The organism is Nocardia sp. bgisy118, assembly GCF_057708605.1.
Genome location: NZ_JBYISM010000029.1, coordinates 1 through 15092 on the forward strand (window position 1 = coordinate 1; position 15092 = coordinate 15092).

The 15092-nt window shown below is 65.9% G+C and carries 12 protein-coding genes; all 12 read right to left on the reverse strand.

What is annotated here, in order from left to right; translation table 11 throughout:
- Positions 1–1037 precede the first annotated feature (1037 nt).
- The 12 genes from AC3EO7_RS29075 to AC3EO7_RS29130 all read right to left on the reverse strand — a co-directional run bounded on the left by AC3EO7_RS29075 (position 1038) and on the right by AC3EO7_RS29130 (position 15092).
- Positions 1038–2498: an NAD-dependent succinate-semialdehyde dehydrogenase gene (locus tag AC3EO7_RS29075; RefSeq protein ID WP_435592973.1), complete on the reverse strand. Its 1461-nt coding sequence runs from the start codon at positions 2496–2498 to the stop codon at positions 1038–1040.
- On the reverse strand, positions 2495–3838 hold the full coding sequence (gene gabT / locus AC3EO7_RS29080; protein WP_435592974.1) for a 4-aminobutyrate--2-oxoglutarate transaminase: 1344 nt from the start codon (positions 3836–3838) through the stop codon (positions 2495–2497). Before gabT ends, AC3EO7_RS29075 begins: the two co-directional genes overlap by 4 nt.
- Positions 3839–4061: 223 nt before the next feature.
- The gene (locus AC3EO7_RS29085; protein WP_435592975.1) at positions 4062–5492 is read right to left on the reverse strand and encodes an aminobutyraldehyde dehydrogenase; all 1431 of its coding nucleotides are present in this window, start codon (positions 5490–5492) and stop codon (positions 4062–4064) included.
- 9 nt (positions 5493–5501) lie between these two features.
- A complete protein-coding gene (locus tag AC3EO7_RS29090; RefSeq protein ID WP_435592976.1) occupies positions 5502–6923 on the reverse strand; it encodes a flavin monoamine oxidase family protein in 1422 nt (473 codons plus the stop codon).
- Positions 6924–7035: 112 nt separating this feature from the next.
- Positions 7036–7476: a hypothetical protein gene (locus AC3EO7_RS29095; RefSeq protein WP_435592977.1), complete on the reverse strand. Its 441-nt coding sequence runs from the start codon at positions 7474–7476 to the stop codon at positions 7036–7038.
- Positions 7442–7711: an FAD-dependent oxidoreductase gene (locus AC3EO7_RS29100; protein ID WP_435592978.1), complete on the reverse strand. Its 270-nt coding sequence runs from the start codon at positions 7709–7711 to the stop codon at positions 7442–7444. Before AC3EO7_RS29100 ends, AC3EO7_RS29095 begins: the two co-directional genes overlap by 35 nt.
- Positions 7708–8679 (reverse strand): alpha/beta fold hydrolase, encoded by a 972-nt coding sequence (locus AC3EO7_RS29105; RefSeq protein WP_435592979.1) that lies wholly within the window; start codon positions 8677–8679, stop codon positions 7708–7710. The genes AC3EO7_RS29100 and AC3EO7_RS29105 overlap by 4 nt, the downstream gene beginning before the upstream one ends.
- On the reverse strand, positions 8672–10231 hold the full coding sequence (locus tag AC3EO7_RS29110; protein WP_435592980.1) for a flavin-containing monooxygenase: 1560 nt from the start codon (positions 10229–10231) through the stop codon (positions 8672–8674). The genes AC3EO7_RS29105 and AC3EO7_RS29110 overlap by 8 nt, the downstream gene beginning before the upstream one ends.
- A gap of 273 nt (positions 10232–10504) precedes the next feature.
- Positions 10505–11731 (reverse strand): PucR family transcriptional regulator, encoded by a 1227-nt coding sequence (locus AC3EO7_RS29115; protein WP_435592981.1) that lies wholly within the window; start codon positions 11729–11731, stop codon positions 10505–10507.
- Between the two features lie 734 nt (positions 11732–12465).
- Entirely contained in the window at positions 12466–13623 is a 1158-nt protein-coding gene (locus AC3EO7_RS29120) for a zinc-binding dehydrogenase (RefSeq protein ID WP_435592982.1), read from the reverse strand.
- Positions 13624–13706: 83 nt separating this feature from the next.
- A complete protein-coding gene (locus tag AC3EO7_RS29125) occupies positions 13707–14579 on the reverse strand; it encodes a phytanoyl-CoA dioxygenase family protein (protein ID WP_435592983.1) in 873 nt (290 codons plus the stop codon).
- 39 nt (positions 14580–14618) lie between these two features.
- Positions 14619–15092 (reverse strand): MMPL family transporter, encoded by a 474-nt coding sequence (locus AC3EO7_RS29130; protein ID WP_435592984.1) that lies wholly within the window; start codon positions 15090–15092, stop codon positions 14619–14621.

The window sequence follows — 15092 nt, forward strand, 5'->3', positions numbered from 1 at the left end:
TCGGGTGCACCGAAACTGGGCTCTGCGCTTTCGGATGCCCTGGATCACGACACCCACCGGCCCATCCGAAGAATCCGATACAAACCAGAATGCAAACCGTGGGGTTTCCGTGGGGTTGGCCAAATAGAACAGGTCAGGCCCGGTTAGAAACCGGACCTGACCTGTTGCTTTTGTGGAGCTAAGGGGACTCGAACCCCTGACCCCCACATAGAGCGTGATGAGCTCATCGGGCTGGCGAGGATCGAAGTTCGGCGTCCACACCAACGATCTCCTCCGATACGCGACAGATGTACCGAGATCGACCCGGCGGCAGTTGCATCGAATCAGGTTCAGCGACAAGGGATTACACTCCGCGATGCAGACACTTCAGCCAGGACCGGGCAGTACGACTTCCACTCGGGGCCGTGCCGAGGAACACCGCGCTGGGCATCGAACCCCAATGACCAGTAGTCAGAACGTCAAATTCCATTGACGGCGCCGCAGCCGTCCCTATCCACTACGACTGAGATGGGCGGCGACGCCAAAAAGGGTCCTGATCAGGGAAAAGCGACGCCGTCGCCAATGTCGCTCAGATCCGCAGGCAATCAGCCATCGGTAGCACCAGACACCGTCTCGGCGACGAAAGTGCGGGGTAACCGGGGGGCCAGCCCAAGTCTCCACCAGGACGGTCGAGATTGTTCCTCAAGATTGTCAGACATTGTGCGGCCTGATGTGAGCGCCCGCATCGCCGCCCGGCGGCCGAGTCCGCCGATCGATGCGGTCTGCGAGGTCCGAATTGCCGAGGACCGAGACAGCGAACATCTGGCACAGCCAGAGGCCAAGGGTCTCTCGCCAACACACTGCGACGGTATGTCGCACAACACCCACCACGCCCGGAATCCGCTGACCGACTTCCTACATCGCCTTAGGGCGACGATGACCAGGCGGTCTGGTCTCTCAACCTCAGAGCCGCGGGGAGGTCCGTGCTCCTGCGTCAGGCCGAGAGTATCGGGAAACATCGCCCTGCGGGCCTCGGATCGTGACCGGAGCCGGTATGCCTATTGCAGCGCAACGTATTTGGTCTCGAGGTATTCGTCGATGCCTTCGCTGCCGGCTTCCCGGCCGAGGCCGGATTGTTTGATTCCGCCGAACGGGGCAGCGACGTCGGAGATGATCCCGCGGTTCACTCCGACCATCCCGGCTTCGATTGCATCCGACACTCGCAGCGCCCGGTGCAGGTCACAGGTGTAAATGTAGGCGGCCAATTCGTATTCGGTGTTGTTGGCGGCGGCGATGCCCTGGTCCTCGCCGTCGAAGCCGGTGATCGCGGCGACCGGCCCGAATACCTCTTCACGCAGAATGCGCGCATCGGCGCTGACGTCGGTCAGCACGGTCGGGGCGTAGAAGTAGCCGTCGCCGTCGCCGTCGGCGCAGGCGCCGCCGGTGGTGACCACCGCACCCTTGGTGACGGCATCGGTCACCAGTTCGTCGACCGCATGTCGCTGCTTGTCGGTGATCAACGGGCCGACCTGCACGCCGTCGAGGTGGCCCGGGCCGATGGTAAGCCCACGCATGCGTTCGGTGAGGCGGGCAGTGAATTCGTCGCGGACCGCGTTGTCGACATGGAAGCGGTTCGCGGCGGTACACGCCTGGCCGGTGTTGCGCATCTTGGCGGCCATCGCCCCCTCGACTGCGGCGTCGAGATCAGCCTCGGCGAACACAACGAACGGCGCATTGCCGCCGAGTTCCATCGAGGTGCGCAGCACCGAGGTGGCCGCGCGGGCGAGCAGGTGTTTGCCCACCGCGGTGGATCCGGTGAAGGTGAGCTTGCGCAGCCGCGAGTCGGCCAGCATCGTGTCGGTCAGTTGTGCTGATCGCGAGGTCGGCAGGATCGACAGGACACCGGGCGGCAGACCGGCCTCGGCGAGAATCTGGCCGAGCAGCAGCATGGTCAACGGCGTTTCGGAGGCGGGTTTGACCACCATCGTGCAGCCGGCGGCGAGCGCGGGGCCGATCTTGCGGGTGCCCATGGCCAGGGGGAAGTTCCACGGCGTGATCGCCAAGGTCGGGCCGACGGGCTGTTTGGTCACCAGGATTCGCCCGTTCCCCGATGGGGAGGGTGTGTAGCGGCCGTTGATCCGAACGGCTTCCTCTGCGAACCAGCGCAGGAATTCACCGCCGTAGCCGACCTCGGCGTAGCTGTCGGGTAGGGGCTTGCCCATTTCCAGGGTCATCAGCAGTGCAAAGTCGTGTCGGCGTGCTGTCACCAGTTCCCATGCTCGGTACAGGATTTCCGCGCGGCGGCGTGGCGGGGTCGCGGCCCACGCCGGTTGGGTGGTGGCCGCGATGGTCAGGGCCTGCGCGCCGTCGGCTGGGTCGGCGTCAGCTACCTCGACGAGAACCTTTCCGGTGGCCGGGTTGTGGACCGGGAACCTCGACCCGCTGGAGGCCGGAACTTGGTGGCCGCCGATCCACAGGTCGGTCGGCAGCGCGGCCAGGAGGGCGTCGATGTCGGTCATCGGCGGCCTGCCGCTGCGTGCAGGACATCGTCGAGCACGGTGATGGCCTCGTCGAGCAGGTCGTCGCTGATCACCAGGGGTGGCAGCAACCGGATCACGTTGGAGTGGGTGCCGCAGGTCAGCAGAACCACGCCTTGGGCGAGGGCTTCGGCGGCGATCCATTTGGTGAGGTCGGGGTCTGGATCGGTGGTGCCTGGGTGGACGATCTCGATGGCCAGCATCGCGCCGCGGCCGCGGACGTCGCCGATCATGCCGGTCCGATCGGCCGATTCCTTCAGCCGTGGCTTGATCGCGTGCTCGATGGCCCGGGCCCGGGCCGGCAGGTCGAGATCGTGCATCGTGTGCAAGGTGGCCAGCGCGGCCGCGCAGGACACTGGGTTGCCGCCGTAGGTGCCGCCGAGACCGCCTGGGTATACCGCGTCCAGGAGTTCGGCGCGGCCGGTGATCGCGGCCAGGGGCATACCGCCTGCGATGCCCTTGGCCATGGTGATGATGTCGGGCTCGATCTGCTCGTGCTCGCTGGCGAACCAGGCGCCGGTGCGTGCGAATCCGGTCTGCACCTCATCCGCGATGAACACGACACCGTGCTGTTTGGCCCAGTCCGCCAGCGCGGGAAGAAAACCCGGGGCCGGTGTGATGAAGCCGCCTTCGCCTTGGATCGGTTCGATGATGATCGCGGCCAGCGATTCGGCGCCGATCTGCTTGTCGATCTGGTCGATGGCACGGCGTGCGGCGAGGTCGCCGGTCAGCCGATCGCGGTAGGGATAGGAGGTCGGCATCCGGTAGACCTCGGGCGCGAACGGCCCGAACTGGGCCTTGTAGGGCATCGACTTCGCGGTCAGTGCCATGGTCAGGTTGGTGCGGCCGTGGTAGGCGTGGTCGAATGCGACGACCGCGGTCTTGCCGGTGGCCAGCCGCGCCACCTTGACGGCATTTTCCACGGCTTCGGCGCCGGAGTTGAACAGGACCGTGCGCTTGTCGTGTGCGCCCGGGGTCAAGGCCGCGAGTTGTTCGGCGACCTCGATGTATCCCTCGTACGGGGTGACCATGAAGCAGGTGTGGGTGAAGCGACGGGCCTGCTCGGCCACCGCGGCGGCTACCTCCGGGTTGGCAGCGCCGACGGTTGTCACCGCAATCCCTGAGCCGAGATCGATGAGGGAGTTGCCGTCGACGTCGACGATCACCCCGCCATCGGCGTCGGCGGCATACACCGGCGCTGCGGACCCGACCCCGGCCGCGACGGCCTGGCTGCGCCGCTGTGCCAGTGCGGCCGAACGCGGCCCAGGCAACGCAGTGACAATAGAGCGCTGTTGCGCGAGACGATAGGCGATATCGGTCATCAGAGAACTCCAGGTGAATGGATCGGAGGGCGCCGCGGCGCTGCGCGGCGTCGGAACCGGCAGATGGCTCGCGCGGGACGATCCGGCGGCGAGCGGGCAGGTCGTTCAGGTGCCGAGGTTCGAAATTTGCTCCACACCAATGTGATTCGAGTGGCTCATGGCGAGAACCCTGTGCGGGCGGCGCCTACGCAGCACACGCCACCGGGGCAGGGCTGTCCAGGCGTCAGTGGAGGGTGCTCATCACATGCTTGATCCGGGTGTATTCCTCGACGCTGTAGGTGGAAAGGTCTTTGCCGTATCCGGAGTATTTGAATCCCCCGTGTGGCATTTCGGCGACCAGCGGGATGTGGCAGTTCACCCATACCGCGCCGAAGTCCAGTGCTCGGGTGAGGCGTTCGACGGTGCCGTGGTCGCGGGTCCACACGCTCGAGGCCAAGCCGTAGTGCACGTCGTTGGCGTAGTCGATGGCCTGGGACTCGTTGGTGAAGGACTGCACGGTCAGCACCGGCCCGAAGGTCTCCTGCTGCACGATCTCGTCGTGCTGACGGACGCCGGTGATGATGGTGGGTTCGAGGAAGTAGCCCAGGTCTCCTACGCGTTTGCCACCGGTAACGATCCGGGCGTGCGACGGCAGCGCATCGAGTTTGTCGGTGACCGTGGTGAAGTGGTCGATGTTGTTCAACGGGCCGTAGTAGGCGTTCGGGTTCTTGGGCAGTCCGGGCCGCAGGGTCTCCGCCTTTTTCACCAGCGTCTCGACGAGCTGATCGTGGACGGAGTGGTGGACCAGGACCCTGGCTGCAGCGGTGCAGTCCTGTCCGGCGTTGAAGAAGGCCGCCTCGGCGATGCCGGCGGCCGCCTTGTCGATGTCGGCGTCGGCGAACACGACTGCTGGTGCGTTGCCGCCGAGTTCGAGGTGTACGCGTTTGACCTGCTCTGCTGCCGCGGCCGCGACGGCGATCCCGGCCTTCACCGACCCGGTGATCGAGACCAGGCCGAGCGCGGGGTGCGACACCAGTGCCGCGCCGGTGCTGCTGTCACCGAGTACTACGTTGAGGACCCCGTCGGGCAGGATGTTTTTGCTCAGCCGGGCGAGGACCAGGGTGCTTTCGGGTGTGGTGTCGCTGGGTTTGAGGACGACGGTGTTGCCGGCGGCCAGGGCAGGTCCGATCTTCCAGATGGCCATCATGAACGGGTAGTTCCACGGCGACACCTGACCGACGATTCCGATCGGTTCCCGCCGCACGTAGGAGGTGAATCCTTCCATGTACTCCCCGGCGGCTTTTCCCTCGAGCAGTCTGGCGGCTCCGGCGAAGAAGCGCAGCTGGTCGGCGGCCACTGCCACCTCCTCGGTCGCGATGACCGCCCGCGGCTGGCCGGTGTTGCGGCACTGCGCTTCGACGATGTCGTCGGTGTGCGCCTCGATCGCGTCGGCCAGTTTCAACAGCACCGTCTGCCGGAAGGCCGGGGTGGTCTTACCCCAGGTGACAAACGCTCGTGACGCGGCGGCGACCGCCGCCTCGACATCCTCGCGAGTCGAGATCGGTGCTCGGCCCACCACCCGCTCGTCGACCGGATTGACAAGGTCCAGGGCCTCGGTGGACAGCGAGGCCACGAACGAGCCATCGATGTAGTTGCGCAACAGCGCGATCGACATGATTCCCTCTCAGTGTTGTGCGGTGGTGACGGGGATGGCGGGCGAGGTCGGCGTGTTCTTCGACAGTGCGCGGCTGGCGTCTTCGGCTGCTCGCTGTCCCGCGCTCACCGCGCCGTCGATATAGCCCTGATTGACGGTGGCGGTCTCGGTGCCTGCCCAGTGGATTCGTCCGACCGCTCGGCGGTCGGCGTCGGTGTACTGGGTGATCACGCCGGGCGGGCGGGAGCTGACGCACCCGCTGATCCACGGTTCGTGCGTCCAGTCCTTTTCCAGGTAGGCCCGCGGGTGGCCGGCCTCGGGCCCGAATAGGGTCTGTAGGTCGGCCAGGAACATCGCGCGGCGCACCTCGGGGTTGTCGAGGATCTCATCACTCCAGTGCAGGCCGTATCCGGATCCGGCGGTACCGAGGAAGGTGAGTAGGATCCCGACGCTGCCGTCGGGCGGGGAGTTGTCGACGACGTAGTTGGCGACCCGCAGGTCGGTGATGGCCTGCCCGTTGAATCCCTTGTCGCGCCAGAACGGTCGGTCATAGATCGCGAACAGTTTGCTCTCGGTGCCGTTGCACCAGCGGCGCTGCAGCATGGCCCGGCGCGTGGGCAGGTCCGGCGCGAACCGGATGCGGTTGGCGTCCGAAGGGGCCATCGCGACGATCACCTGGTCGGCACGAACATCGGCACGGGCGGAGGACACCAGCACCCCGGTGTCGTCCTGGGTGATCTGTAAGACCGGCGAATCGAGGACGACCTTTCCGGGCAGCGCTTCGGCCATGCGCAGCGAGATCAGCTGGGTGCCGCCCACCACCCGGGATTCCTGAGCGCCGCCGGTGATGTTGACCAGGTGTTCGATCCCGCCACAGCCAGCGATGCGGGCCAGCTGCACCAGCAGCGAGGTGCTGTGCAGGTCTTCGCCGTCGGTGACGGTGAAGGCCAGCTTGAACAGCAGCCGGACTTCCTTGGTGAAGGAGTTCGCGTCGATCCACTGTCCGAAGGTGATGCTGTCCCAGTGGCGGGCCTCGGGGGCGTTCCATGGCGCGTCGAGTGGGACGGTTTTCGCCATCCGCTCCAGCCGCAGCTGCATCTGGGCGTAGTCGACCAGGACCATCGGGTTCAACGGCGGGATCGTCCCCTCGTACAGCTTCTTCTTGCCTTTGCGCAGATAGATCGACTTGCCCTCGACGTAGGTCTTGAACGTGTCGAGGCCGAGTTCGTCCAGCAGCGCCAGCACGTGGTCCTGGCCGGGTCCGACCCACTGCCCGCCGCCCTCGGTGATCACCCCGGGGGCGACATCGAGGTTGAGGGTGCGGCCGCCGACCCGGTCACTGGCTTCGAGCACGACGACGGAATGTCCGGCTTGGTGGAGTCGGCGGGCTGCGGTGAGACCCGATACCCCGGCACCGACGATGACGACGTCGGCTGTCAGTTGCTCGCTCATGGTGTGACTCCTTTGTCTATCGGAAGCGTGGAGTGCGCCGGAGCCTGTGCGGGCCGGCGGATTACTGTCAGCGCACGCGGCGGTCGAGGAGGTCGGAGAATCGATCGAGCCTTCACGCCGCACGAACTGCCGTTGGGCTGGAAGCAGGCGAGGGAGCGAACCGTGGCTGGGCGCGCCACACTGCCTGGAGGTCGTCGGAAACCTCGTCGCCGCAGAGCCGGTCGGCGAGCAGGCTTCCCAGGTAGGGGCCCTGTGCCATCCGCCGAGAAAGGCTGTTGGTAGACCGAACTCTTTGCCGTCGACGAATTCGGCGTCGGCTCCAGCGTTGGCGAGGATCTGGGCGTTCCATCGTGATCGCTTGAGCTGGGGTGACGGCGGCGATCACGTTCCCGATTCGTTCGTAGTCGCAGTCGATGCCGAGCCGTTCGATCAGCCCGTCGGAATAGTTGACGGAGCCGTCGGCGAACTGGATGACCCGGCGCAGGCGCCAGGGATGCATGGCAGCAAGCATCTGTGCGTCACCGACCAGGGTGTTGGTCAGGTATCCGGCCATTGCGTGAGGCCGCTCCCCACCCGCAGAATTCCGATTCCAGCAGTGCGACGTCGACGCCGCGCTCGGCGAGGCGCAAGGCGGTAGCCATACCTAGATGCCCGCTGCCGACGACCACGACGTCCGCGGTGATCTCGCCTTCCAACGGTGGGGCGAAGTCGGTAGGCCGTTCGATCCAGCCGCTGAACGAGGCGTACTCGATCCCGTTGTCGGCGCGGGTTTCGGTGGTCTTGTTCACTGGTTTCCTCCAGATCGCCTTGTGGCAGTGGTGCGTCGACGACGCTGTGGTGGCTTCCGTGTGGCGCAGTGCTTGTCGATATGCGCGGCGATGCGCTCAACGATCAAGTCGGCCAGCGAGTCCGGGAGGTGGTGGCCCATTCCCGCGATGACGAGGTGGCGGGAGTCGGGAATAGCGGCCGCGGTCGCCTCGCCCCCGGAGGCGTCGACGAGGGGGTCACGTTCGCCGTTGATGACGAGCGTGGGCACCTGGATCGTGCGCAGCTCGGCGGTGCGGTCGCCGGACGCCAGGATGGCCTGTAGCTGGCGTTGCATCCCGGCAGCGCCGTCACCGGCTGTTCTGTCCCATTGGGTAGCTGCGTGCTCGGCCTCGGCGAGCTCATCAATGGGATACCCCGCGCCCGCCAAGTTGGCGGTTAGGCGAAGGTGCGCCTTGATCGCCTGCGGTTTCGTCTTCGGCGACTGAGTGGCAAGGATGAAGGTCGTCTTCAGCGATGCTCGCCCGACCGCCGGGTTGCCCGTTGTCGAGTAGATCGAGGTCAATGACGCTGCGTGCGTGGGGAATGCGGCGGCGACCGTCTGCGCGATCATGCCCCCCATCGATCGCCCGACCAGATGAGCCGGACCGACACCGAGGTGCTCGATCAGGTATGCGCAGTCGGTGGCGCAATCGGTAAGGGTGTAGGCATCCGAGCGGGGGCGCGACGAGGCCAGCCGCGGGACCCCCGGGGCGGGATCGGAGACGAAGGTCGACCGGCCGCTGTCCCGGTTGTCCATCCGGATGACGAGGAAACCGCGGGACACGAGCGCTGTCACGAACTGCTGGGACCACATGGTCAGGTCTTCACCGAGACCACCGATGAGCAGCACCGCGGGTTGGCCTGGCTCACCGTCGACGCGATAGCAGACACGGATGCCACTGGGCAGACGTGTGAACTGATCCGTGCTCACCTCAGACTGGTCAGACATTGCCGGATTCCTGTGCCGCGCCGGCCAGTTGCCCGAGAGTGGATGTGTCGCCGGCGAAGGGCTGGTCGGTGCTGGCGCTGAGGTGCAGGCTTTCGTCGAACAGCGCGCCCCGCAGCAGTTTGGCGTCTTCGGGGTAGGACAGTCCCATCCGCCAGGGCAGTTCGGTTCCTTGGCGGGGCACGGTGTGCTGGGACCGCAGTACGTACCCTGCGCTGATGTCGAGCACCGGCCTGGTCTGCATGCCGGGCTCGGCCACCGCGACCGCGGTGTCGTAGCCGTCGCTGTCCATGTGCGCGAGCAGGTCGCAGAAGTAGCGGCACATGAGGCTGATCTTCAGCGTCCACGACGAGGTCGTGTATCCGACCGCGATCGCCCAGTTGGGGACGCCGGAGAGCAGCATTCCGCGGTAGGCGATCGATTCGGCGAGGTTGACCGGAGTGCCGTCGACTTGCAGGTCCATGCCCCCGAGCAGCTGCAGGTTCAGCCCCGTCGCGGTGACGATGACATCGGCGGGCAGCTCGCGACCGGATTCGAGCAGGATGCCGGTCTGGGTGAATCGCACGATCTTGTCGGTGACCACCGAGGCGTCGCCCTTGCGGATCGATGCGAAGAAGTCGCCGTCGGGTGCCAGACACAGCCGCTGGTCCCACGGATCATAGGGCGGGTTGAAATGGGTGTCGACGTCGAAACCCTTGGGCAGCAGGCGCTTGTTGACGCGCCGAATCAGCGCACGCCCGGCCCGGGGGAACATGCGCAGGCCCTTCACGACCCCTCGGTCGAGCCAGATGTTCTTGAACCGGGTCAGCGCGTAGCCGCGCTGCTCGCCGAACAGCTTCGTCAGTGTCAGCGCCAGCGAGTCCACCCGGGGCAGCGACATCACATACGTCGGGGTGCGCTGGAGCATGGTCACGTGCTCGGCCGCGCCCGGACCCGCGGCCATCGACGGAACGAGCGTGATCGCGGTGGCGCCGCTACCGATCACCACCACTTTCTTGCCGGCGTAGTCGTAGCCCTCCGGCCAGTGCTGGGGATGGAGGATGTCACCGCCGAAGTCGTCACGGCCCTCGAAATGCGGGGTGAAGCCTTCGTCGTAGCGGTAGTAGCCGGTCGCGGCAAAGACCCAATTCGCCTTGATCTGCTGGTGGTTGACCGAGTCGTCGCCATCGTCGATCCGGACCCGAAGTGTCCAGGCCGCCTCGGTCGTGGACCAGTCGGCCGAGGTCACTCGGTGTCGGAAGCGGATCAGCTTCTGGAGATCGTTCTCCTGCACGGTTTCGCGCAGGTAGTCGCGGATGAGTGGGGCGTCCGCGATCGCGGCCCTGTCCTTCCACGGCTTGAATTCGTAGCCGAAGGTGTGCAGATCCGAATCAGATCGAATACCGGGGTAGCGGAACAGATCCCACGTGCCACCGATATTGTCGCGGCTTTCCAGCACGACGACGCGTTTGTTTGGGAATGCTTTCGTGACGTAGCGGGCGGCGCCGATTCCCGAGATTCCGGCACCGATGATCACGATGTCGAACTCTTCGTTGACGATCGTCGACGTGTTCATCACATTCACCCCAATTTCCGTTGGTTAGGCGTTAAACCACCCTCCCTTCGGAGCTGCGCCGCCAACTACAACGCCGTGCCCCCACCTGAGACCTCGACAGGTGCACAGTGCACCGGTCGGTGTGTGCGTGTCGGTCTCGCCGGACGGGACTGGGAGAAGAGCCGCTACCGCCGAGTACGGCAGGGTGTCCGCTGGCTCATGGCCACCTCGAAGGCTCGCCGGCCGCCACGCGGCTCGCAACGCCGGTCGTTTCTAGCTCCGGCAGCAACACGGTCAACGGTCGTCGCGCAGCTGCAGATACATCAGTGCGGCGACCACACTGGTCGCGTTGTCGACCAGTGGTTTCGGCAACAGCCGGTCGACGCGGGCCAGTCGGCGCTCGATGGTGTTGCGGTGGGTGAACAGGCGCTCGGCGGTGCTGGTGGCGTTGAAGCGCTCTTGCACGTAGGTCAGGGCTGTCTCCCGCAGCACGGTGTCGGCTGTCGCGAATTCGCCGAGGGTATCGGTGACGAACTGTTCGGCTTGGGCCATGTCGGCAGACAGGGCCGCGACGAGCTGGATGTCTTCGTAGCGTACGACCTGGCGGGCCGAACCCAACCGTGCCAGGACTCGCTGCGCGGTGGCCGCATCCAGGTGGGTGCGGCGAAAACCCTCGATGTCACGTCCGGGCCGGCCCAACGCCACCCGTACCCCCGATAATCCCTCCAGCTCCGGCTGCAACGTCGAAATCGGTGGGACCTGATCGGCCGGAATCCACAACCAGAGCGCATTCGTGCTCGCCACCAACGTCAAACGCCGTCCGGCGCCGCAGGCCCGCATCACATACTCGGCTGCTGCCTCGAGCACCTCGGAGCGTTCGGTGGAGTCCACCCAGATGATGGCTGCTAGATGGGTTCCGGTGAGGGCGTAGCCAAGGCGCGCCTCAGCGCGCGGACGGCTGATCGGTGCGCCTTCGATCAGCAGCTGCGCGGTGGCGTGCCGTTCGGCGTTGGCGCTGCGGGCGAGGTCGGTGCGTTCGGCTTCGATGTATTCGGCCAGAGCGGTCATCGAGTCATCGACGAAGGTGATGATCGAATACGCCGACACCTGCAAGATCTCACGCAGCAGTTCGTGATCACTGGTCGCGGCGAAACACTCGTCGGTCCACCGTCGCCACGAGATCCGCTGGCCGGCGCGCCACGATCCCAGGTCGTTGGTGTCCAGCCCTCGCCGCACAAGGTCACGGGCGAAACTCAGGGTCTCGGGATCTTCACAGGGTGGAACGCGGCGACCGGGACTCTGGATGGTCGCGGTGAGCCAGTGGATGAGATACGCCTTGTTCATGCGCCGGTCCTCGGCGGCGAGTACCGGGTCCTCGACGACGAACTGGTATTGGGTTCTGAGCTGGGAGGCGGAGAAGACTTCGTCGACGAGTTCCTCGGTGGTGGGCAGAATTCGTTCGGCAACGCCGCGCATCAGCGCACACACCCGCTCGCTCGGCATGGGCCACAGTTCCTCCATGGGTGCACTGTTCACCATCGGTGGCTCGATTGCACCCGACTCTCCGAGAACCGCCACGACGGCCTCAACTCCCCCCGCTGTGGCGATTGTCGGCAACGGCGGGCCTGTGCAATGCCCACGTTTCGGTCTCGGGTGGACGGGTCCCGGCTGGGAAGCTGTCCGCACGCCGGCCTGCCATGCTTCGCGCCATCGACGGCATCTACCGCTCGCCCCCAGAATTCAGGCGCGCCGTGACGCGTGCCGGGAGGCGTCTGTCGATGATCAGCGTGCGGATCTCGGCGAGGCTCAGGTACGGGCCGTCTTGACCGGGTTTGCCCATGACAGCGAGAAGGACCGGCAATTCGCTGTCCATCAACGTGGGTCGATGCGGCGGCAGCGACCGGCGGCTCGCGCGAAGTTGGCGTCCATCATGATGCGGATCTGATCAGCACCCAGTCCTCGCTCGCTGGTATCGGTGTCGGGGTCGACACAGTCGACGGCGAATTCCTCGAACCGCTCGAGTTCAGATCCGAGCCGCGGATCGGCATATCCGGGATGTCACCTTGCCCACTCCGAAACAGGTTGTCGAACATGATGGCGCTCCTTCGCATTCCCCCGGTGGTTCGTGGTGGCGCAGCGGATGCCAGTTTTCGGGCAGGTCGATATCACCGGCTACGACGAGGTGCACCCTCATACTTGACGAGCTGGTGCACGCTGCACACTCCACTCACATAGGTGGGTGCTGTTGTAGTCCCTCAGCCTTCGACGGCGTCCCGGCCAGGGAGCAGGAGTTGGCGCAGGGCGTGGCCGACGGCCAGGTCGGCGAGGGCGTCGACGGCTTCCGACAACGGCCGACGGGCGGAGATCATCGAGGCTAGATCGAGGCGGCCTGCCATCATCTCGTCCACCAGTTCCGGGATGTCGCGGTGCGGGATGGACGAGCCGTAATTGCAGCCGAGGATGCGCTGGTCGGCTTCGGCGAGCGCGAGTGGATCGAAGGTCGCGTATTCGCCTTGCGCGGGAAGGCCGACGATCACCGCCGCGCCGCCGAGCCCGAGTGCGGCGATGGCCTGCTCGGTGGTGCGGATCTTGCCGATCGCGTCGAACACGTAGTCATACCCCTCGGGCACGGCCGAACGGAGCGCGGCGACCACGTCGGGCACCGCGGCGGCATCGACGGTGTCGGTCGCGCCGAGTGTGACGGCCAGTTCGAGTTTGTCGGCCACGACGTCGACCGCGACGATGCGGGTTGCTCCCGCGAGTCTCGCGCCCTGGATGCAGGCCAGACCGACTCCGCCGCAGCCGATCACGGCGACGGTGGACTCCGGCCGGACCGCCGCGGTGTTGCGGACCGCACCAACACCGGTAGCGATGGCGCAGCCGATGATCGCGACGTCCTCGAGTGGGGCGTCGTCGCGAATCTTGATGGCACCGGACACCGGGACCACTACTTCCTCGGCGAACGAGGACACGCCGAGATAGTGGTGGATGGGGCCGGTCGCGTCCGACAAGCGGGTCGTGCCGTCGTAGAGCACCCCGCCGGGCGCGACGATAGTGGCCACCAGTGCGCACTGCGCGGGTCGTCCGGCGCGACAGGTGCGGCAGTGCCCGCAGCCGGGCACCCACGACAGCACGACGTGGTCGCCGATCTCGAGGTCATCGACCCCATCACCGACCGCGGTCACGATCCCTGATCCTTCGTGCCCCAGGACAACCGGCTGTGGCACCTGCCATGCGCCAGCGGTGACGTGCAGGTCGGAGTGACAGACCCCGGCCGCGACGATCCGGACCTGCACTTCGCCGGGACCCGGGGGCGCCAGATCGACGTCCCTGAGCGTGATCTTGCCGTCGTCGTCGAGGACGACCGCGCGGATGAGAGTCGGCTGAAAGTTGGTGGTGTCGTGAGTAGGCATGTGGTGGTTCCTGATTCGTTGAGCTGTGGTGGGCCGCGCTGGCACTTTTGGCACTGCCATGGCGGCCCGTCGAGCGTGGTGTGTCAGAGGCCCAGGCGATCAGCGATCTCGTGGGCATCGGCTGTCCACAGGCCCGGTGATCCCACGGGGTACTGAGAGCGGAACCCGAGTAGTTTCTGCACCCGCACGGAGAGTCCGCGGATCGTGTCTCGGTCGATCAGCAGCGCGTGTGCCTCCTCTGGAGTCAGAAACGATGCCTGAACGGCGATGCTCACTGCCCGCCGGCACTGGTCGTGGGTCTGGTTCGCGCCGCCCCCGTGCAAGACCTTTCCGGAGAAGTACAAGGCGTCACCGGCGCTCATCTCGGCCGCGACGGTTTCCTCAGGATCTCCGCGCATACCGAAGTCGTCGGCCAGATGAGTTCCCGGTAGCACTCGGGTCGCGCCATTGGCGTCAGTGAAATCGGTCAGCGCGACAAGGAGATTGGCGCTTACCTCGGGTGCGTACTTGCCCATGGCGGCGAAGGCGGGATAGTTCTCGTTGTCGCGATGCAGGAACTGGGCCCGGTTGCCGGGGCCGATCTGAATGACCTGCCCGGTCGAGAGCCACCAGTCCCCCAGATGATCGCGGAATGTTCCCTCGCCCAGGGCATGCAGGAGATCATCATCGAGGATCTCGCTGCGAAATGTCGGACTCTGCGCCACCAGGCCTGTCATGCGTTTGGTGTTGGCGCCGTGGAACTCCTGCAGGATCGGGTTCCAATGCTGCGATCCCGCCGAAACCTCTCCCAGTGCAGGGTCGAGTTCGGCGTTGAACCGGCAGACCTGATCGGCCGACAAGAATTCGCCGATGATCACCGCCCCGTCCTCGGCCACGATCTGCAGGATCTCCCGCACATCCGTCGACCGCGATACCTTACGCAAGAGCCGTGACTGCCTGTCTGCCGTCGATGCCATGGTTTCACCTTCGTCTTGACTGAATGGACTCACCCAGAGCTATGAGGTCGGATGTTGTTGTTCACCACGGAGTTCCGTCTCCGACGCGGATTGCTGGGATACCCGCGGTTCGCGGCCGCCGGCGTAATGCCACTCTGCTTGCAGCGGCGTGTGTCCACCACGGCGTGGTGCCCACGGATGCACCTGAGACTGGTGCACGTTGCACACCTCGGTCGCCGAGTATCCGATCGCGCCCCGGTGCCGGCCTGGCTGCTGCAGCGCGGCCGTCCTTCGGCTCGGATTCGGCGCAGCTGGTTCGGGGAGGGTTTCGCCTTCGATATAGACGTGGGGCATCAGGCGTTCGAGTGGCGCGGGTAGCCACCATGCGTGGCGGCCGAGCAGGGCCATGACTGCCGGGGTGAGTGTCATGCGGACGACGAGTGTGTCGAACAGCACGCCGATGCCCATGGCGAAGCCGATCGGCCCGATCATCGTGTTGTGGCTGAACAGGAATCCGGCGAAGACCGCGATCAT

Bases quoted from the DNA above. Each gene is read 5' to 3' on its own strand.
- AC3EO7_RS29110 (WP_435592980.1), bottom strand. From the start codon at position 10,231: ATGAACACGTCGACGATCGTCAACGAAGAGTTCGACATCGTGATCATC.
- AC3EO7_RS29105 (WP_435592979.1), bottom strand. From the start codon at position 8,679: ATGTCTGACCAGTCTGAGGTGAGCACGGATCAGTTCACACGTCTGCCC.
- AC3EO7_RS29095 (WP_435592977.1), bottom strand. From the start codon at position 7,476: ATGGCCGGATACCTGACCAACACCCTGGTCGGTGACGCACAGATGCTT.
- AC3EO7_RS29120 (WP_435592982.1), bottom strand. From the start codon at position 13,623: ATGCCTACTCACGACACCACCAACTTTCAGCCGACTCTCATCCGCGCG.
- AC3EO7_RS29090 (WP_435592976.1), bottom strand. From the start codon at position 6,923: ATGAGCGAGCAACTGACAGCCGACGTCGTCATCGTCGGTGCCGGGGTA.
- gabT (WP_435592974.1), bottom strand. From the start codon at position 3,838: ATGACCGATATCGCCTATCGTCTCGCGCAACAGCGCTCTATTGTCACT.
- AC3EO7_RS29115 (WP_435592981.1), bottom strand. From the start codon at position 11,731: ATGGAGGAACTGTGGCCCATGCCGAGCGAGCGGGTGTGTGCGCTGATG.
- AC3EO7_RS29130 (WP_435592984.1), bottom strand. From the start codon at position 15,092: ATGATCGCGGTCTTCGCCGGATTCCTGTTCAGCCACAACACGATGATC.
- AC3EO7_RS29125 (WP_435592983.1), bottom strand. From the start codon at position 14,579: ATGGCATCGACGGCAGACAGGCAGTCACGGCTCTTGCGTAAGGTATCG.
- AC3EO7_RS29075 (WP_435592973.1), bottom strand. From the start codon at position 2,498: ATGACCGACATCGACGCCCTCCTGGCCGCGCTGCCGACCGACCTGTGG.
- AC3EO7_RS29085 (WP_435592975.1), bottom strand. From the start codon at position 5,492: ATGTCGATCGCGCTGTTGCGCAACTACATCGATGGCTCGTTCGTGGCC.